This is a genomic window from Candidatus Allofournierella merdipullorum (assembly GCF_048426865.1).
In the GTDB taxonomy this organism is placed as follows: Bacteria; Bacillota; Clostridia; order Oscillospirales; family Ruminococcaceae; genus Allofournierella_A; species Allofournierella_A merdipullorum.
In genome coordinates, this window is record NZ_DBFNWJ010000043.1 from 111,684 (window position 1) to 125,003 (window position 13,320).

Consider the following 13,320-nt stretch of genomic DNA (forward strand, 5'->3'; position numbering starts at 1 on the left):
GTGAAACAAAAATGGACGAGTATTATACCGCGATCCGGCGGCTGCCGGGATTTCTGCGCCGCCCGCTGGAGGACCTTTCGCCCCGGCAGGCGCAGACCATCCATGAAATACATCTTCGCAGCGGGCGTCCGGTGGTGCTGACCTGCGCGGACGGTCAGTTCTGTCTGCCGGGTCAGGGCCCGGCGCAGGCGCTCACTCACGCCCAGTTGCAGGAATGTTTTTATTCGCTGTGTGAGCATTCGGTGCACAGCTATGAACAGCAGCTGGCGGAAGGCTTTTTCACCCTTCCGGGCGGCCACCGTGTGGGGGTCGCGGGCCTGTTCCGCAGGCAGGGACAGACGATGAAGGGCCTCTCCACCGTCACCTCGCTGAACATCCGTATTGCCCGCACCGCTACGGGCGAACTGCCGGTCGCCCTGCGGGACCATCTTCTCGGTCCCTTCCGGGGGTTTGTGCTGGTGGGGCCGCCGGGCAGCGGCAAAACCACCCTTCTGCGGAGTGTGTCCGCGCTGCTGAGCCGGGCGGGCAGAAAGGTGGCGGTGGTGGACGAGCGTATGGAGATCTGGCCCTGTGGCGCGGGAGGATTTGCCGCTCCGGCGCCGCTGCACTGCGACGTACTTAGCGGCTGCGAAAAACGGGAGGGCATCATAAGCGCCCTGCGCAGCCTGGGGCCGCAGGTCATCCTTTGCGACGAGTTGGGGGACGAGGCGGATTTTGAGGCGGTTTGCGCCGGTTCAAAGGGCGGAGTGAGCTTTGTCTGCACGGTGCACGGTGACGCGTTCGAGGCGGTGGAACAGCGCTTCGGCGCGTCCAGAGAGCAGCTGTCAAAAAGCTTTTCCTGCATCGGGCTGCTGGCAGGCGCGTCTCATCCGGGGGTCGTGAAGCAGGTGAGCTGGCTGTGAGCGTGATGCTGCGTCTTTTTGGGGCTGCGCTGGTCGTGTTTACCGGCTGGGCCGCCGGCTGGCATCTGGCGGAGAAAAAGCGGCGGCGGCTGGCGGTTCTGGAACAGCTGGAACGCCTCATCGCTCTGGTGCAGGATGAGATCGTTTACCGTGCCGCGCCGCTGAGCGACATACTTATGCTTTTAAAAGAGCGGCGGGACATGCCAGGCCTGTGCCTTGCGGACTGCGGCCAGCTGCAACGGCTTGCCTGCCCGCCCGACTTGGACAAGCCCGCCTGGAACCAGCTGGAGGGCTTTTTCACCCGGCTGGGCAGCGCGGCGGGGCAGGAGGAAGCGCGCCACTGCGCCTACTATCTCAGGCGCTGCGCCGGGCTGCGGGACGAAGCCCGGAGGGAGTATGAACAGGCAAAACAGTTGTATGCAAAGGCGGGCCTGTGTTGCGGCGCGCTGGCGGCGCTGCTGCTGTTTTGACCGGGGAAAAGGAGCTGAAAATGGATATCGACCTTGTGTTCAAGATCGCCGCCATCGGCATCATTGTGGCGGTGCTCAATCAACTTCTGATCCGTTCGGGCAGGGAGGATCAGGCCATGATGACCACCCTTGCCGGTCTGATCGTGGTGCTCTCGATGCTGGTGCAGCAGATCAGCGACCTGTTCGTCAGCATCAAGGCGCTGTTCGATCTGTGATGGGCCATGGAGATTTTCGGGATCGCGGCGTTCGTGCTGGTGGCGGCTCTGCTCATCACGCTGCTGCGGCAGTATACGCCCGCCTATGCGGCCGCCTGCCTGACCCTGTGCGCCGTACTGCTGCTGGGGCGCATCCTGCAGTTGGCGCAGCCATTGGTGGCCTGGTTCACCGAAGCCGCCGGATACCTGGATGGCGAGAGCTTTCTGGTGGTGCTGAAGGCCGCCGGCATCGCGCTGGTGGCCCAGAACATGCAGGACGTGTGCAAAGACGCCGGGCTTTCCTCCCTTGCGGGCAAGGTGGAGCTGGCGGGGCGCTGCCTCATTCTGGTGTGCGCACTGCCGCTGTTCGAGAACATTCTGGGGGCGCTGATCGCGTTTTTGCAATGAGACGAATCCTTTGTGTCATTCTCCTTCTTCTGATGCTGCCCGCCGTCGTTTTTGCCGAGGGCGATGCTTTGCCGCCGGACGTGCAGCAAGCGCTGGACGAGCCGGGCATCACCGCGGAAGAATTTCAGCAGGCCTCCCTGGGTGATATGCTGGGAGCGTTGCTTGAAACGGCCCGGCAGCAGCTGGAAAAACCGGTGCGGCTGCTGGTGCAGCTGCTGGGTGCAGCGGTGCTCGGGGCAGTGGCGCTGGCCCTTGCGCCCCAGGGCGACTGGTCCGGGCCGCTGGAGAGCGTCTGCGTTCTGGGCATGTTCACCGTGAGTCTTGCTCCGGCGCTGGAACTGGTGAACGCGGTGAGCGAGAGCATCGCCCAGTGGCAGGTGTATCTTGTGAGTTTTGTGCCGGTGTTTTCCGGGGTGATCGCCAGCTGCGGCCAACCTACACAGGCCATGGTCTACAGCGGCATGTTCCTTACCATGGCCAATTTCAGCGCCCAGGTCATCTGCGCGGCGGCGCTGCCGGTGCTGCAAGTGTATCTGGCCCTCAACGCTGCCGGCAGCCTGTGCGGCGTGGGAGGCGTTGCCGACGGATGCGAACTTTTGGCCAAGACTGTCAAATGGCTGCTGGGCCTGGTGTCGGTGCTGTTCGGAGCGGTGCTGGGGCTGCAGAGCGTGCTGGCCCAGAACGCTGACACGCTGGCGATGAAAACGGGCAAGTTCCTCATAAGCAGCAGCATCCCGGTAGTGGGAAGCGTGGCCTCCGACGCCATGGGCAGCGTGCTCAGCGGGCTCCGAGTACTCAAAGGCTCGCTGGGGTTTGCGGCCATTGCGGTGCTGGCCATCGACTTTTTGCCCGTTCTGGTCTACAGCGCCTTTTGCTATGGAGCGTATCAGCTGGGCGGCGCCGCGTTCAAGGCCTTCGGGCTGAACAGGGCAGGGCGCGTGCTGGAAGGCATGGGCCATGCGGTGGGCATCTGCGTTTCGTTTCTGGTGTTTTTCTTTATGTTGGTGGTGCTGTCCACCGCATTGATGATCACCATGGGGGGAGGGGGATAAGCCGTGAAACTCTGGGCGCTGAACGTCTGCGTGGCCTGTATCCTCGCCGGGGCGCTGGACTTGTTTTTGCCCCGGCAGGGCAGTTTCAAAAGCATAAAAACCGTGCTGGCGCTGTATATTTTAGTGTCGGTGGTCAGCCCGGCCGCCGGGGCGGACTGGGCGGGACTTGCCGACCTGTCCTTTGAAAGCACGGTACAGCCCGCGGACTATTCCGATTATGTCTCGGGTTACGCCTGCCAGAGCCTTGCCCGGCAGATTGAAGAACGTCTGGCCGCCGAGGGCATCGAAGCGGAAGTGGACATTGAGCCGGGAGGGGAAAATGCGCTCCCCGCGGCAACGATATGCACCGACCGGCCCGACGAGGCGCTGGAACTTGCAAAGGAACTTCTGGGAGAAACGGCGTGCAGTTGGCAGACCGCGCCGCCGAACATGTGAGGAAAGAAAATGAACTTGGAACGAATCGGAGCACTGCTGCCCAAACGCCTTTCCGGCCGCGGGAGCCTGGTGTTCTTTGCGGGCGTACTGGGGGTGTTCCTGCTCATCGCGGGCGGGCTGCCCTTTAGCAATGAAACAAAATCGCAGGAGGCGTCCGCCGCCGCCCAGACTGCCCAGCAGCGCAGCGAAGCTTATGTCCGCCAGCTGGAGACGACCCTCACCGAACTCATCGGCTCCATCGAGGGAGCGGGAAGGACCAAAGTGGCGGTCACGCTGGATGCCAGTGCCGAGACCGTCTACGCCCTGGACGAGACCGACGGCGGCGAGAACGGTCAGCGACAGTTCGAGCACATTCTGGTGGATACCCACAAGGGGCAGGACGCGCTGGTGGAGATGACCTGGGAACCTGTTATCCGCGGCATCGCCGTTGTGTGCGAGGGCGCGGACGACGTGACGGTGAACACCCAGATCACACAGGCGGTCTCGGTGCTCACCGGGGTGTCCACAAACCGGATCAGCATATCAAAAATGAGTTAAGTTGGAGGTATCGTGATGCGAAGCAAAAAACTGAACCAGAAGATGACCCTGCTCACCCTTGTGGTCGCCCTGGGCGTGGCGGTCTACCTGAATTGGGAGTACGCCAAGAGCACCGATCTTGCGCTGGACGCCGCCGAGGCGAACGCTCCGGTGACCACCGGTGTGGTGACCGACGCGCTGGCCGTGGACGGAGAGGTGGAGACCGGCAACAAGAATTACGGCGAGGCTCAGCTGGTCAGCGTGGGGGAGCCCACCGGCGAAGAATTCTTTGAGCAGGCTCGTCTCACCCGCACCAAGTCCCGGGACGAGGCGCTGGATACCTTGCAGAAAAGCCTGAAGAGCGCAAAGCTTTCCGACGAGGAAAAGGAGAAGCTTACCGCCGAGCTCACAGCCACCATCGACCATATCACCGCCGAGAGCGACATTGAGAACCTCGTGAAAGCCAAAGGCTTTGTGGACTGTGTTGCCTTCATCGACGGCGACGCGGTGGATGTGACGGTGATGACCACCAGCGACGGCCTCACCAAGGAAGAGGTGGCCCAGATCCGTGACATCGTGCTGAGCAAGTGCCAGGTGACCGCCCAGAACATCACTATCGTGGAGGTAAAATAACAGTTGTAGAATGGGCCGGAAGATGGTATAATAACATGGAAAGTTCCCATGCCTTCGCATGGACGCAAAATTGCAAGTTTTGGGAGGACCGGGTATGGACGTTTCGAATACCTGCGTTGTGAATGGCAGCCTGCAGATTTCCACCGAAGTGATCGCGAAGATCGCCCGCATGGCCGCGCTGGAGATCGAGGGCGTCAAGGAAGTCAGCCCCGCCACCGCCGGTGTGAAGGGCCTGCTCTCCAAATCCAAAAGCGTGGCTGTGAGCCTGAATGACGATGTGGCCGAGCTCACTCTGCAGGTCGTTGTGTTCTACGGCGCCAAGATCCCCGCGGTGTGCGAGAAGGTGCAGAAGAACGTGAAGGCCGCTGTGCAGAACATGACCAGCATCACCGTTTCCCGCGTGAACGTGATCGTGGCCGGCGTTCAGGTCCGGCCCGAGGCCACCGAAGAATAATCCGACCCACCAACGATAAGCCAGGGGCCCTCCCGCGCCATGCAGGGGGGCCGCTCGCTGTGAAAGGAACAACGATGGAGAAATTATCCCGCCGCGCCGCGCGCGAAAACGCCTTTTTGGCTGCCTTTGCCGCCACTTTTGACGATATGCCCCTGGCCGATGTGATCGAGCGTGCCAACGAGGCCGGAGACTACCCTCTGGACGACTTCGCCCAGGCGCTTCTCGCTGCTTACTACGAGCATTCTGCCGAGATCAACGACCTCATCCGCGCCAATCTGAAAGGCTGGACCCTGGAGCGCATCCCCCGGGTCAACCTCACTGTGCTGCGCCTGGCCATCGCCGAAGCGGCCTACGGCCCGGAAAAACTGCCCGGCGTTGCCATCAACGAGGCGGTGGAACTGACCAAGAAATATGCCGATGAAACCGATTATCAGTTCGTCAATGGGCTGCTGGGCAATGTGGTGCGCCAGCTTGGCCTTGAGAGCGGCGAACCTGCCCAGGTGTGAGCCATGCTGACGCTTGGGTTTGATACGAGCAACTATGCAACCTCTTTGGCGGTGTACGACACCTGCTCCAAAGAGGTTGTTTGTGATAAAAAGAAGTTTTTGCCGGTGCGTCCCGGCCAGCTGGGCCTGCGCCAGAGCGACGCGCTGTTCCACCACACGGCGGCGCTTCCGGGCCTGCTGGAGGAGCTTGCCGCCGACGTGGACCTGACGAAAGTGGAGGCGGTGGGCGTCTCCGCCCGGCCCCGCCCGGTGGAAGGCTCCTATATGCCCTGCTTCCTTGCGGGCATCTCCGCCGCAACGGCGTTCAGCAAGGCGAGGGGGATCCCCCTCGTCCAGACTACACACCAGCAGGGCCACATCGCGGCGGCGCTGTACGCCAGCAAAGACGAGAGCCTGTTTGACCGGCAGGCTCTGGTCTTTCATGTCTCCGGCGGCACCACCGACCTGCTGCTCTGCCACGGTGCGGACCGGGTGGAGTGCATCGGCACCAGCACCGACCTCTATGCGGGCCAGGCCGTGGACCGGGTGGGCGTTCGGTTGGGCTTCAGGTTTCCCGCGGGGGTGCAGGTGAGCGAGCTTGCCGCCCAATGCACCGAGCGCATCCGCCCCAAGGCCAGCGTGAAAGGCACGCAATGCAGCCTGTCCGGTCTGGAGAACCAGTGCAATCAGCTGCTGGCCGCCGGGAAAAGCGAGGCTTATGTCTGCCGGTATTGCCTTTTGTGCATCGCCGAGACGGCCTATAAAATGGTCAAGGCGGCCCTTGAAATGCATCCTGGGCTGCCGGTGGTGTTCGCCGGCGGCGTGATGAGCAGTGACATCATTCAGAAGGAGCTCTCCGCGCGTCTGCCGGGCGCTCACTTCGTGCCCGGCCGTTTTTCCAGCGACAACGCCATCGGCGTCGCGGTACTGACGGCGCGGGAGGTGGCTCATGACTGACGTGATCGGCGTCGGCGCGCTGAATCGCTATGTGAAGTCGGTACTGGACAGTGACGGTTTTCTCTCAGACCTGGCTCTGCGGGGCGAGGTCAGCGGCTTTGTGAACCATGTAAAAAGCGGCCACTGGTATTTTACCCTCAAGGACGAAAAGGCCAGCGTCAAAGCGGTGATGTTCCGTCAGGAAGCGCGCCGGCTGGGGTTTGTGCCCCAGGACGGCATGCGGGTGATCGTGCGCTGCCGGGTCAGCCTTTACGAAGCCACCGGCTCTTTTCAGGTCTATGTGCAGGACCTTTTTCCCGACGGATTGGGCGCGGCACAACTGGCGTTTGACCAGCTGAAAGCCCGGCTGGAGCAGGAAGGTCTGTTCGGCCCCGAGCACAAAAAGCCGCTGCCTGCTTATCCGCGCTGCATCGGCGTGGTCACCAGTGCTACCGGCGCTGCGCTGCAGGACATCCGCAACGTGCTCGGCCGCCGCTGGCCGCTGGCCACACTGTTGCTGGCGGGAGTGAACGTGCAGGGGCTGGGCGCGGCCGAAGAGATCAGCAGCGCTATTACAACGCTGGACCGGAGCGGCCTTGCCGACGTCATCATTGTCGCCCGGGGCGGCGGTTCCCGGGAGGACCTCTGGGTGTTCAACGACGAGGGTATCGCCCGGGTGGCCTATGCCTGCAAAACGCCGCTCATCAGCGCAGTGGGGCACGAGATCGACGTGTCCATTCTGGATTATGTGGCAGACCTGCGCGCTCCCACGCCCAGTGCGGCGGCGGAGCTGGCCGTCCCCGACCGGGAGGCCGAACGGAAAAAAATATGCACAACTTTGTCAAATATTCATGAATATATGCATTCCAGGCTGAATTTGTGCTATAATGAGCTTGCTGCGGCCCGGAATGTCGCCGGGCAGCTCAACAGCGAAACGCTCTGCCGCCCCCAAAGGGACAAGCTGCTGGAACTGTGCGCAGAGCTTCGCAAAACGCAGAGCCGGCTGCTGACGGAAAAGAGAAGGGAACTGGTCTCGGCCTGCGCGCTGGCGCATTCTCTGAGCCCCTATGCGGTGCTGGGCAGGGGATACGCCATCCTGCGCGATGAAGCAGGAGCGTGTGTGCCCGTTGCGGCGCTGCGACCGGATCAGATCATCCGCCTGCAAGGGCAGGGCGCGAGCGCGCTCTGCCGGGTGGAACAGGTCATCCCGACCCAGGAGGATACCAATGAAAAATCCCAAAAGCTTTGAGGAGGGCATGGCCCGCCTGCAGGACCTGCTGGACCGCTTGTCCAGCCCGGACACTCCGCTGGAGGAAGCCATCTCCCTTTACACCGAGACCGCCGCGCTGGCGGAGTACTGCACCAACGCGCTGGACAAGGCTCAGCTGAAGATGCAGACCATCGACGAGCGCATCGCGCAGCTTGCAAAACCGCAGGAGGGGAGCGACGAAGTATGAATTACCGGCAGCGCTACGAAGCGTATCTGGAGCTGTTCAACGCGCAGCTCACAGCCTGCTGTGACGAATATCTTCCCCTGGGCAGCCAGGTGAACGAGGCTGCCCGATACAGCCTTCTGGCCGGCGGCAAGCGGGTGCGGGCGGTGCTGTGCATGGCGACCTGCGAACTGTTGGGCGGCCAGGCGCAGCAGGCGGCGCAGCTGGCCTGTGCGGTGGAGATGCTCCATTGCTACTCGCTCATTCACGACGACTTGCCCTGTATGGATAACGACGATTTCCGCCGGGGCAAGCCTTCCTGCCACAAAGCCTATGGCGAAGCCACGGCGCTGCTGGCGGGCGATCTTCTGCTCACCGAGGCTTTCGAGGTCATCGCAAACGCTCCTGTGGACGATCGTGCCCGGGTCGACGCCTGTGCGGCGCTGGCTCACGGCGCGGGCAGCGCGGGAATGGTGCTGGGTCAGGAGCTGGATCTGAAATATGAGAACCAGCCGGTGGAGGAAGAGACCCTGCGCCTTGTGCACCGCAATAAAACCGGTGCGCTCATCAATGCGGCGATGCAGATGGGCGCGTCCGCTGCCGGCGGCAATGCGGAGGACTGCCAGCGTCTGGAGCAGTTTGCCTACGATCTGGGGCTGGTGTTCCAGATCGTGGACGATGTGCTGGACGTGACCAGCACCAGCGAAGAGCTGGGCAAACCCATCGGCAGCGACGCCGAAAACAACAAGACCACCTTTGCCACGCTCTATGGCCCGCAGGGGGCCATGGAACTGGCGAAAAAGATCAATGCGGAGGCCTGCGGCCGGCTGAGCCGGGCGTACGGTGAACGATCGGAGTTTTTGACAGCGCTGGCCGAGAACCTGCTTTGCCGGCGCAGCTGAAAGGGAGTATCGCTTTTGGAACTGTTCAAACAAGTCTACGGGTTCAACTATCTTCTGTCGATCTCGCTGACCGGCTGGCTGGTGGCACAGGTCCTCAAGACCTTGCTCAACGGCCTTCTGCTGGGCAAATTTTCTCTGGAACGCATGTGGGGCTCGGGCGGTATGCCCAGCTCTCACTCCGCTACAGTCTGCTCTCTTGTGGTTGCGGCTGCCCGGCTCTACGGCCCCGATTCCGCCATCTTTGGCCTCGCGTTCATCATGGCCATCATCGTTATGTACGATGCCATGGGGGTGCGGCGGGAGACCGGCGAACAGGCGAAGATCCTGAACCGTATGCTCACCGACTGGATGGAGGCGGAAAGCGCCAACAGCCCCTTCCTGGGCGACAAAAAGCTCAAGGAAATGGTGGGCCACACTCCCTTCGAGGTGCTGGGCGGCGCCATCGTCGGCGTGGCCGTGGGCTGGATCATCCCGATCATCTGAAGAAAGGGCGGGTGACATGGGTTACCCTTTGTTGCAGCAGGTGAACGACCCGCAGCAGCTCAAAGCGCTGCCGGCCGACCGCCTGGAGCCGTTGTGCGAAGAAATACGGCAGTTTCTGATTGAAAATGTGTCCAAGACGGGCGGGCACCTGTCCTCCAATCTGGGCACCATCGAGCTTACCGTGGCCCTGCACCGGGCGTTCAGTACCCCGCAGGACAAGTTTGTCTTTGACGTTGGGCATCAGTGCTATACCCATAAGATCCTTACCGGGCGGCGCGAGCAGTTCGGCGGGCTTCGTCAGCTGGGCGGCATTTCCGGTTTTCCCAACCCCGGCGAGAGCGTCCACGACGCCTTTGTGGCCGGCCATGGCAACACCGCCATCTCGGTGGCCATCGGCATGGCCCAGGCGAAAAAAATCAAGGGCGAGCCGGGCAAGGTGATCGCTCTGGTGGGTGACGGTGCGTTCACCGGCGGCATGGTGTATGAGGGAATGAACAACATCGACACCCTCAACAACCTGATCGTCATTCTGAACGACAACAAGATGTCCATTTCCAAAAACGTGGGCTCGCTGGCGCGCTACCTTACCCAGCTGCGCACCAACCCCGAGTATTCCAAGGCGAAGGCCAGCCTGGAGAACGTTTTGGGCGCCATTCCGGGCGTGGGCGCGCCGGTGGTGCGTGCGCTGCAGGCGGGCAAAGCGCTGCTTCGCCGCGGCATCTACCACTCCACTATGTTCGAGGAAATGGGATTCCAGTACCTCGGCCCGGTGGACGGACACGATGTGCAGCGGCTGACCGAGCTGTTCACCAATCTGCACACTCAGTATGCCCCGGTGTTTGTTCATGCCATCACTGTAAAGGGAAAGGGCTTTAAGCCTGCAGAAGAGAATCCGGGCGAGTTCCACGGTGTTTCTTCCTTTGATCCGGCCCACATCACCGACCCGGATGTCTCGCCGGACGCTTCTTTTTCCACTCAGTTCGGCAACGACCTGGTGGAGCTGGCAAAAACGCGGCAGAACATCTGCACCATCACTGCGGCAATGAAATACGGCACCGGGCTTCAGTTCTTCTATCGCCGCTTCCCGGAACGCTTTTTCGATGTGGGCATGGCGGAACAGCACGCTGTGACCTTTGCGGCGGGCCTTGCCAGTCAGGGCATGCTGCCGGTGGTGGCCATCTATTCCACCTTCCTGCAGCGCGCTTACGACCAGCTGATCCACGACGTGAAGCTGATGAACAACAACGTGGTGCTGGCCATTGACCGCGCGGGCCTCGTGCCTGGCGACGGCGAGACCCATCAGGGCATCTACGACACCGCCTTTCTGAGCCAGATCGGCATTCCGCTTTTTGCGCCCTGCAACTATGCGGAGCTGGACCACTGGCTGACCTATGTGGTGGACAAGCTCAGCGGTCCGCGGGCCATTCGCTATCCCAGAGGCGGGCAAAGCTCCACGCTGGAGGCGCTTTGCTGCACCGGAGAACCCTTCGATTGCTGCCTGGCGCAGCGGGAGGCCACCGTTGCGCTGGTGAGCTACGGCAGCATGACCGAAGAAACGCTGGCCGCCGCGAAAGCCCTGGAAGAGAAGGGCATCCGGGCGGATGTGTACAAGCTGGTACAGCTCTACCCGCTGCCCCAGGGGTTGCGGGAGGCATTGCTGAACTATCCCGTGGTTTTGTTCGCGGAGGACAGTATTGCCGCCGGCGGCATTGGCGAACACCTTGCCCGCCAGCTGGCAGCGATCAATTATCAGGGCCGTTTCATCCATAAGGGGATCACGGCCCGCCAAAAACTGCCCCACGCCACTGTGCCGCAGATCCGGAAAGTCCTGGGTCTGGACGGCGCCAGCCTGGCGGAGGCCGTCTGTGAGGAATAACGCTTTGAAAATTCGTTTGGATCAATACCTGTGCCAGAACGGGCTTGTCTCCAGCCGGGAGCGGGCCAAAGCGCTCATCATGTCCGGCATCGTGTTCGTGGACCAGCAGAAAGCGGACAAGGCCGGCCAGATGATCGCGGAGGACGCGCAGGTGGAAGTGCGGGGTCACGACATCGGTTATGTGAGCCGGGGCGGCCTTAAGCTGGAAAAGGCAATGAAGGCGTTTCCGCTCACCCCCGAAGGAAAAGTCTGCATGGACATCGGTGCCTCCACCGGCGGTTTTACCGACTGCATGCTGCAGAACGGCGCGGTGAAGGTCTACGCGGTGGACGTGGGTTACGGCCAGATGGCCTGGAAACTGCGCACCGACGCGCGCGTGGTGAACATGGAGCGCACCAACATCCGCAACGTCACGCCGGAGATGCTGGAGGAGCCGGTGGAATTTTTCAGCGTAGACGTTTCGTTTATATCGCTCAAACACATTTTTCCCGTGGCGCAGGCAGTCACCACGCCGGACGCCGCCGGCGTGTGCCTGGTGAAGCCCCAGTTTGAGGCGGGCCGGGAAAAAGTAGGCAAAAAAGGCGTTGTGCGGGAGGCCGAGACCCATCGGGAGGTCATCCTGCAGGCCGCGGAATATGCGGTTCAGAACGGGTTTACCGTGGGCGGACTTGAGTATTCGCCCATCAAGGGCCCGGAGGGCAACATTGAGTTTTTGATGTTCGTGAAAAAAAGCGAAGAACCCGCGCCGCTGGACCCGGCGCTGGCCGACGCGGTGGTGGCCGCTGCCCACGCCGCGCTGTGACCGAACCAAAGGGGAGTGCCGTCCATGAGGATCTGCCTGACAGGCTACAATGCAAAACCGGAGACAGCCCGTGTCCTTGACCGGGCGGCGGAAATTCTGCGCTGTCAAGGTGCGGAGACATTTATCGTTCCGCAGAGCGGTTTTGATGCGCCTCATGGTGCGGCAAACGCCCTTGACGCACAGACGCTGGACGGAGCGGACGCGGTGGTGACTGTGGGCGGCGACGGGACCATGCTCCACGCAGCCAAGGAATGTGCCCGCCTGGGGCTTCCGGTCCTGGGCGTCAATTTGGGGCGCACCGGCTTTCTGGCCACCTGTGAGCTGGACGAGATGGAGACAAAACTGAGCAGGCTGGCGAAAGGGGATTTTTCGGTGGAGCACCGGGCCCTTCTGCAGGCGGAATGCACCGGGGCGAAGGCTCCGCTCATCGCTCTGAACGACCTGGTCATCTACAGCGGAGAGCGGCGGCAGACTGTCGAACTGGACGTGCTTTGTGACGGGATGCCGGTGAGCAACTGCCGGGGCGACGGAGTGATTCTTGCCACTCCCACCGGCTCCACCGCCTATTCTCTCTCCGCGGGAGGCCCCATTCTGGACGCGCGTATCCGCGGGCTGGTGGTCACCAGCATCTGTGCCCACAGTCTGCAGCGTCCGGCCATCGTTTTTGCGGCGGACCGGCGCATCACGGTGCGGCCGGGCCCCGACCAGCGCGGACCCATCCTCATCAGCTCCGACGGGGAGCAGGAGATACCGTTGCCTGCGGACGGCGAGCTGAGGGCAGGCCTCTCGGAAAAGAGCGTAAAGTTGATAACCTTTAATGGCACGGATCAGTTCGATGCCATTGACAAAAAACTTCGTGGCAGGTGATTCAAATGAAAAATGACCGACATGCAAAAATTCTGGAACTGATCGAGCAGTACCCCATCGACCGGCAGGAGGATCTGCTGGCGCATCTGAACGAGGCCGGGTTCTCTGTGACCCAGGCCACCGTTTCCCGGGACATCCGGCAGCTGCACCTCATCAAGGCGTCTGTGGGCGACGGCAAATACCGCTATGTTTCCAGCGTTTCCGCCAAGGGCCCCCGTCACTCCCAGGGCCGGTTCGAAACGATTTTCCGCGAGTCTGTTCTGAAGGCGGACTGGGCCGGCCACACCCTTCTGGTGATGTGCTATCCCGGCATGGCCAGCGCTGCCTGCGAGCTGTTTGACTCCATGCAGTGGGATTTTGACGTTGTCGGCACGATCTCCGGCGACGATACCTTCATGGCTCTGATGCGCACCGAGCAGGACGCCGAGGCCATCTGCCACGAACTGCAGCAATACATCACCCGTCACTGACC

At 62.0% G+C, this 13,320-nt stretch carries 19 protein-coding genes; all 19 read left to right on the forward strand.

What is annotated here, in order from left to right; all coding sequences use genetic code 11:
- The first annotated feature begins 11 nt into the window (after window positions 1-11).
- The 19 genes from ACMNAY_RS07625 (at window position 12) to ACMNAY_RS07715 (ending at window position 13,318) form a co-directional block, all read left to right on the forward strand.
- Window positions 12-902, forward strand: a complete 891-nt coding sequence (locus tag ACMNAY_RS07625; protein ID WP_394975623.1) for an ATPase, T2SS/T4P/T4SS family — start codon at window positions 12-14, stop codon at window positions 900-902.
- Window positions 903-907: 5 nt separating this feature from the next.
- A complete protein-coding gene (locus ACMNAY_RS07630) occupies window positions 908-1,372 on the forward strand; it encodes a stage III sporulation protein AB (protein WP_394975648.1) in 465 nt (154 codons plus the stop codon).
- A gap of 20 nt (window positions 1,373-1,392) precedes the next feature.
- Window positions 1,393-1,587, forward strand: a complete 195-nt coding sequence (gene spoIIIAC / locus ACMNAY_RS07635; protein WP_394966253.1) for a stage III sporulation protein AC — start codon at window positions 1,393-1,395, stop codon at window positions 1,585-1,587.
- Window positions 1,588-1,593: 6 nt separating this feature from the next.
- Window positions 1,594-1,974, forward strand: coding sequence for a SpoIIIAC/SpoIIIAD family protein (locus ACMNAY_RS07640; RefSeq protein WP_394966251.1), 381 nt, complete (start codon window positions 1,594-1,596; stop codon window positions 1,972-1,974).
- Window positions 1,971-3,026: a stage III sporulation protein AE gene (locus tag ACMNAY_RS07645; RefSeq protein WP_418718988.1), complete on the forward strand. Its 1,056-nt coding sequence runs from the start codon at window positions 1,971-1,973 to the stop codon at window positions 3,024-3,026. Before ACMNAY_RS07640 ends, ACMNAY_RS07645 begins: the two co-directional genes overlap by 4 nt.
- Window positions 3,027-3,029: 3 nt before the next feature.
- Window positions 3,030-3,461 carry a hypothetical protein gene (locus ACMNAY_RS07650; protein ID WP_394966248.1) on the forward strand — a complete coding sequence of 144 codons (432 nt, stop codon included), beginning with the start codon at window positions 3,030-3,032 and terminating at the stop codon, window positions 3,459-3,461.
- A 15-nt stretch (window positions 3,462-3,476) separates the two neighbouring features.
- Window positions 3,477-3,998, forward strand: a complete 522-nt coding sequence (locus tag ACMNAY_RS07655) for a stage III sporulation protein AG (RefSeq protein WP_418718989.1) — start codon at window positions 3,477-3,479, stop codon at window positions 3,996-3,998.
- A 15-nt stretch (window positions 3,999-4,013) separates the two neighbouring features.
- Window positions 4,014-4,610: a SpoIIIAH-like family protein gene (locus ACMNAY_RS07660; protein ID WP_394975631.1), complete on the forward strand. Its 597-nt coding sequence runs from the start codon at window positions 4,014-4,016 to the stop codon at window positions 4,608-4,610.
- Window positions 4,611-4,704: 94 nt separating this feature from the next.
- Window positions 4,705-5,064, forward strand: a complete 360-nt coding sequence (locus ACMNAY_RS07665; protein ID WP_394966242.1) for an Asp23/Gls24 family envelope stress response protein — start codon at window positions 4,705-4,707, stop codon at window positions 5,062-5,064.
- 74 nt (window positions 5,065-5,138) lie between these two features.
- Window positions 5,139-5,570: a transcription antitermination factor NusB gene (gene nusB, locus ACMNAY_RS07670; protein WP_394966240.1), complete on the forward strand. Its 432-nt coding sequence runs from the start codon at window positions 5,139-5,141 to the stop codon at window positions 5,568-5,570.
- Between the two features lie 3 nt (window positions 5,571-5,573).
- A complete protein-coding gene (locus ACMNAY_RS07675; protein WP_418718990.1) occupies window positions 5,574-6,506 on the forward strand; it encodes a glycoprotease in 933 nt (310 codons plus the stop codon).
- On the forward strand, window positions 6,499-7,734 hold the full coding sequence (gene xseA / locus ACMNAY_RS07680; protein WP_418718991.1) for an exodeoxyribonuclease VII large subunit: 1,236 nt from the start codon (window positions 6,499-6,501) through the stop codon (window positions 7,732-7,734). The genes ACMNAY_RS07675 and xseA overlap by 8 nt, the downstream gene beginning before the upstream one ends.
- Window positions 7,712-7,942, forward strand: coding sequence for an exodeoxyribonuclease VII small subunit (xseB, locus tag ACMNAY_RS07685; RefSeq protein ID WP_394975637.1), 231 nt, complete (start codon window positions 7,712-7,714; stop codon window positions 7,940-7,942). The genes xseA and xseB overlap by 23 nt, the downstream gene beginning before the upstream one ends.
- Window positions 7,939-8,820, forward strand: a complete 882-nt coding sequence (locus tag ACMNAY_RS07690; protein ID WP_394975639.1) for a polyprenyl synthetase family protein — start codon at window positions 7,939-7,941, stop codon at window positions 8,818-8,820. Before xseB ends, ACMNAY_RS07690 begins: the two co-directional genes overlap by 4 nt.
- Before the next feature lie 15 nt (window positions 8,821-8,835).
- Window positions 8,836-9,303, forward strand: coding sequence for a divergent PAP2 family protein (locus ACMNAY_RS07695; protein ID WP_394966230.1), 468 nt, complete (start codon window positions 8,836-8,838; stop codon window positions 9,301-9,303).
- A gap of 16 nt (window positions 9,304-9,319) precedes the next feature.
- Window positions 9,320-11,179, forward strand: coding sequence for a 1-deoxy-D-xylulose-5-phosphate synthase (dxs, locus tag ACMNAY_RS07700; protein WP_418718992.1), 1,860 nt, complete (start codon window positions 9,320-9,322; stop codon window positions 11,177-11,179).
- A 4-nt stretch (window positions 11,180-11,183) separates the two neighbouring features.
- Window positions 11,184-11,981, forward strand: a complete 798-nt coding sequence (locus ACMNAY_RS07705) for a TlyA family RNA methyltransferase (protein ID WP_418718993.1) — start codon at window positions 11,184-11,186, stop codon at window positions 11,979-11,981.
- Between the two features lie 24 nt (window positions 11,982-12,005).
- Complete coding sequence (locus ACMNAY_RS07710; RefSeq protein WP_418718994.1) at window positions 12,006-12,848, forward strand: NAD(+)/NADH kinase; 843 nt, start codon at window positions 12,006-12,008, stop codon at window positions 12,846-12,848.
- Between the two features lie 5 nt (window positions 12,849-12,853).
- Window positions 12,854-13,318, forward strand: a complete 465-nt coding sequence (locus tag ACMNAY_RS07715; protein ID WP_394966223.1) for an arginine repressor — start codon at window positions 12,854-12,856, stop codon at window positions 13,316-13,318.
- Window positions 13,319-13,320: the final 2 nt, after the last annotated feature.

Excerpts from the sequence above, each read along its gene's own strand:
- ACMNAY_RS07625 (WP_394975623.1), top strand. The coding sequence starts at position 12 with ATGGACGAGTATTATACCGCGATCCGGCGGCTGCCGGGATTTCTGCGC.
- ACMNAY_RS07630 (WP_394975648.1), top strand. The coding sequence starts at position 908 with ATGCTGCGTCTTTTTGGGGCTGCGCTGGTCGTGTTTACCGGCTGGGCC.
- spoIIIAC (WP_394966253.1), top strand. The coding sequence starts at position 1,393 with ATGGATATCGACCTTGTGTTCAAGATCGCCGCCATCGGCATCATTGTG.
- ACMNAY_RS07640 (WP_394966251.1), top strand. The coding sequence starts at position 1,594 with ATGGAGATTTTCGGGATCGCGGCGTTCGTGCTGGTGGCGGCTCTGCTC.
- ACMNAY_RS07645 (WP_418718988.1), top strand. The coding sequence starts at position 1,971 with ATGAGACGAATCCTTTGTGTCATTCTCCTTCTTCTGATGCTGCCCGCC.
- ACMNAY_RS07660 (WP_394975631.1), top strand. The coding sequence starts at position 4,014 with ATGCGAAGCAAAAAACTGAACCAGAAGATGACCCTGCTCACCCTTGTG.
- ACMNAY_RS07665 (WP_394966242.1), top strand. The coding sequence starts at position 4,705 with ATGGACGTTTCGAATACCTGCGTTGTGAATGGCAGCCTGCAGATTTCC.
- nusB (WP_394966240.1), top strand. The coding sequence starts at position 5,139 with ATGGAGAAATTATCCCGCCGCGCCGCGCGCGAAAACGCCTTTTTGGCT.
- ACMNAY_RS07675 (WP_418718990.1), top strand. The coding sequence starts at position 5,574 with ATGCTGACGCTTGGGTTTGATACGAGCAACTATGCAACCTCTTTGGCG.
- xseA (WP_418718991.1), top strand. The coding sequence starts at position 6,499 with ATGACTGACGTGATCGGCGTCGGCGCGCTGAATCGCTATGTGAAGTCG.
- xseB (WP_394975637.1), top strand. The coding sequence starts at position 7,712 with ATGAAAAATCCCAAAAGCTTTGAGGAGGGCATGGCCCGCCTGCAGGAC.
- ACMNAY_RS07690 (WP_394975639.1), top strand. The coding sequence starts at position 7,939 with ATGAATTACCGGCAGCGCTACGAAGCGTATCTGGAGCTGTTCAACGCG.
- dxs (WP_418718992.1), top strand. The coding sequence starts at position 9,320 with ATGGGTTACCCTTTGTTGCAGCAGGTGAACGACCCGCAGCAGCTCAAA.
- ACMNAY_RS07710 (WP_418718994.1), top strand. The coding sequence starts at position 12,006 with ATGAGGATCTGCCTGACAGGCTACAATGCAAAACCGGAGACAGCCCGT.
- ACMNAY_RS07715 (WP_394966223.1), top strand. The coding sequence starts at position 12,854 with ATGAAAAATGACCGACATGCAAAAATTCTGGAACTGATCGAGCAGTAC.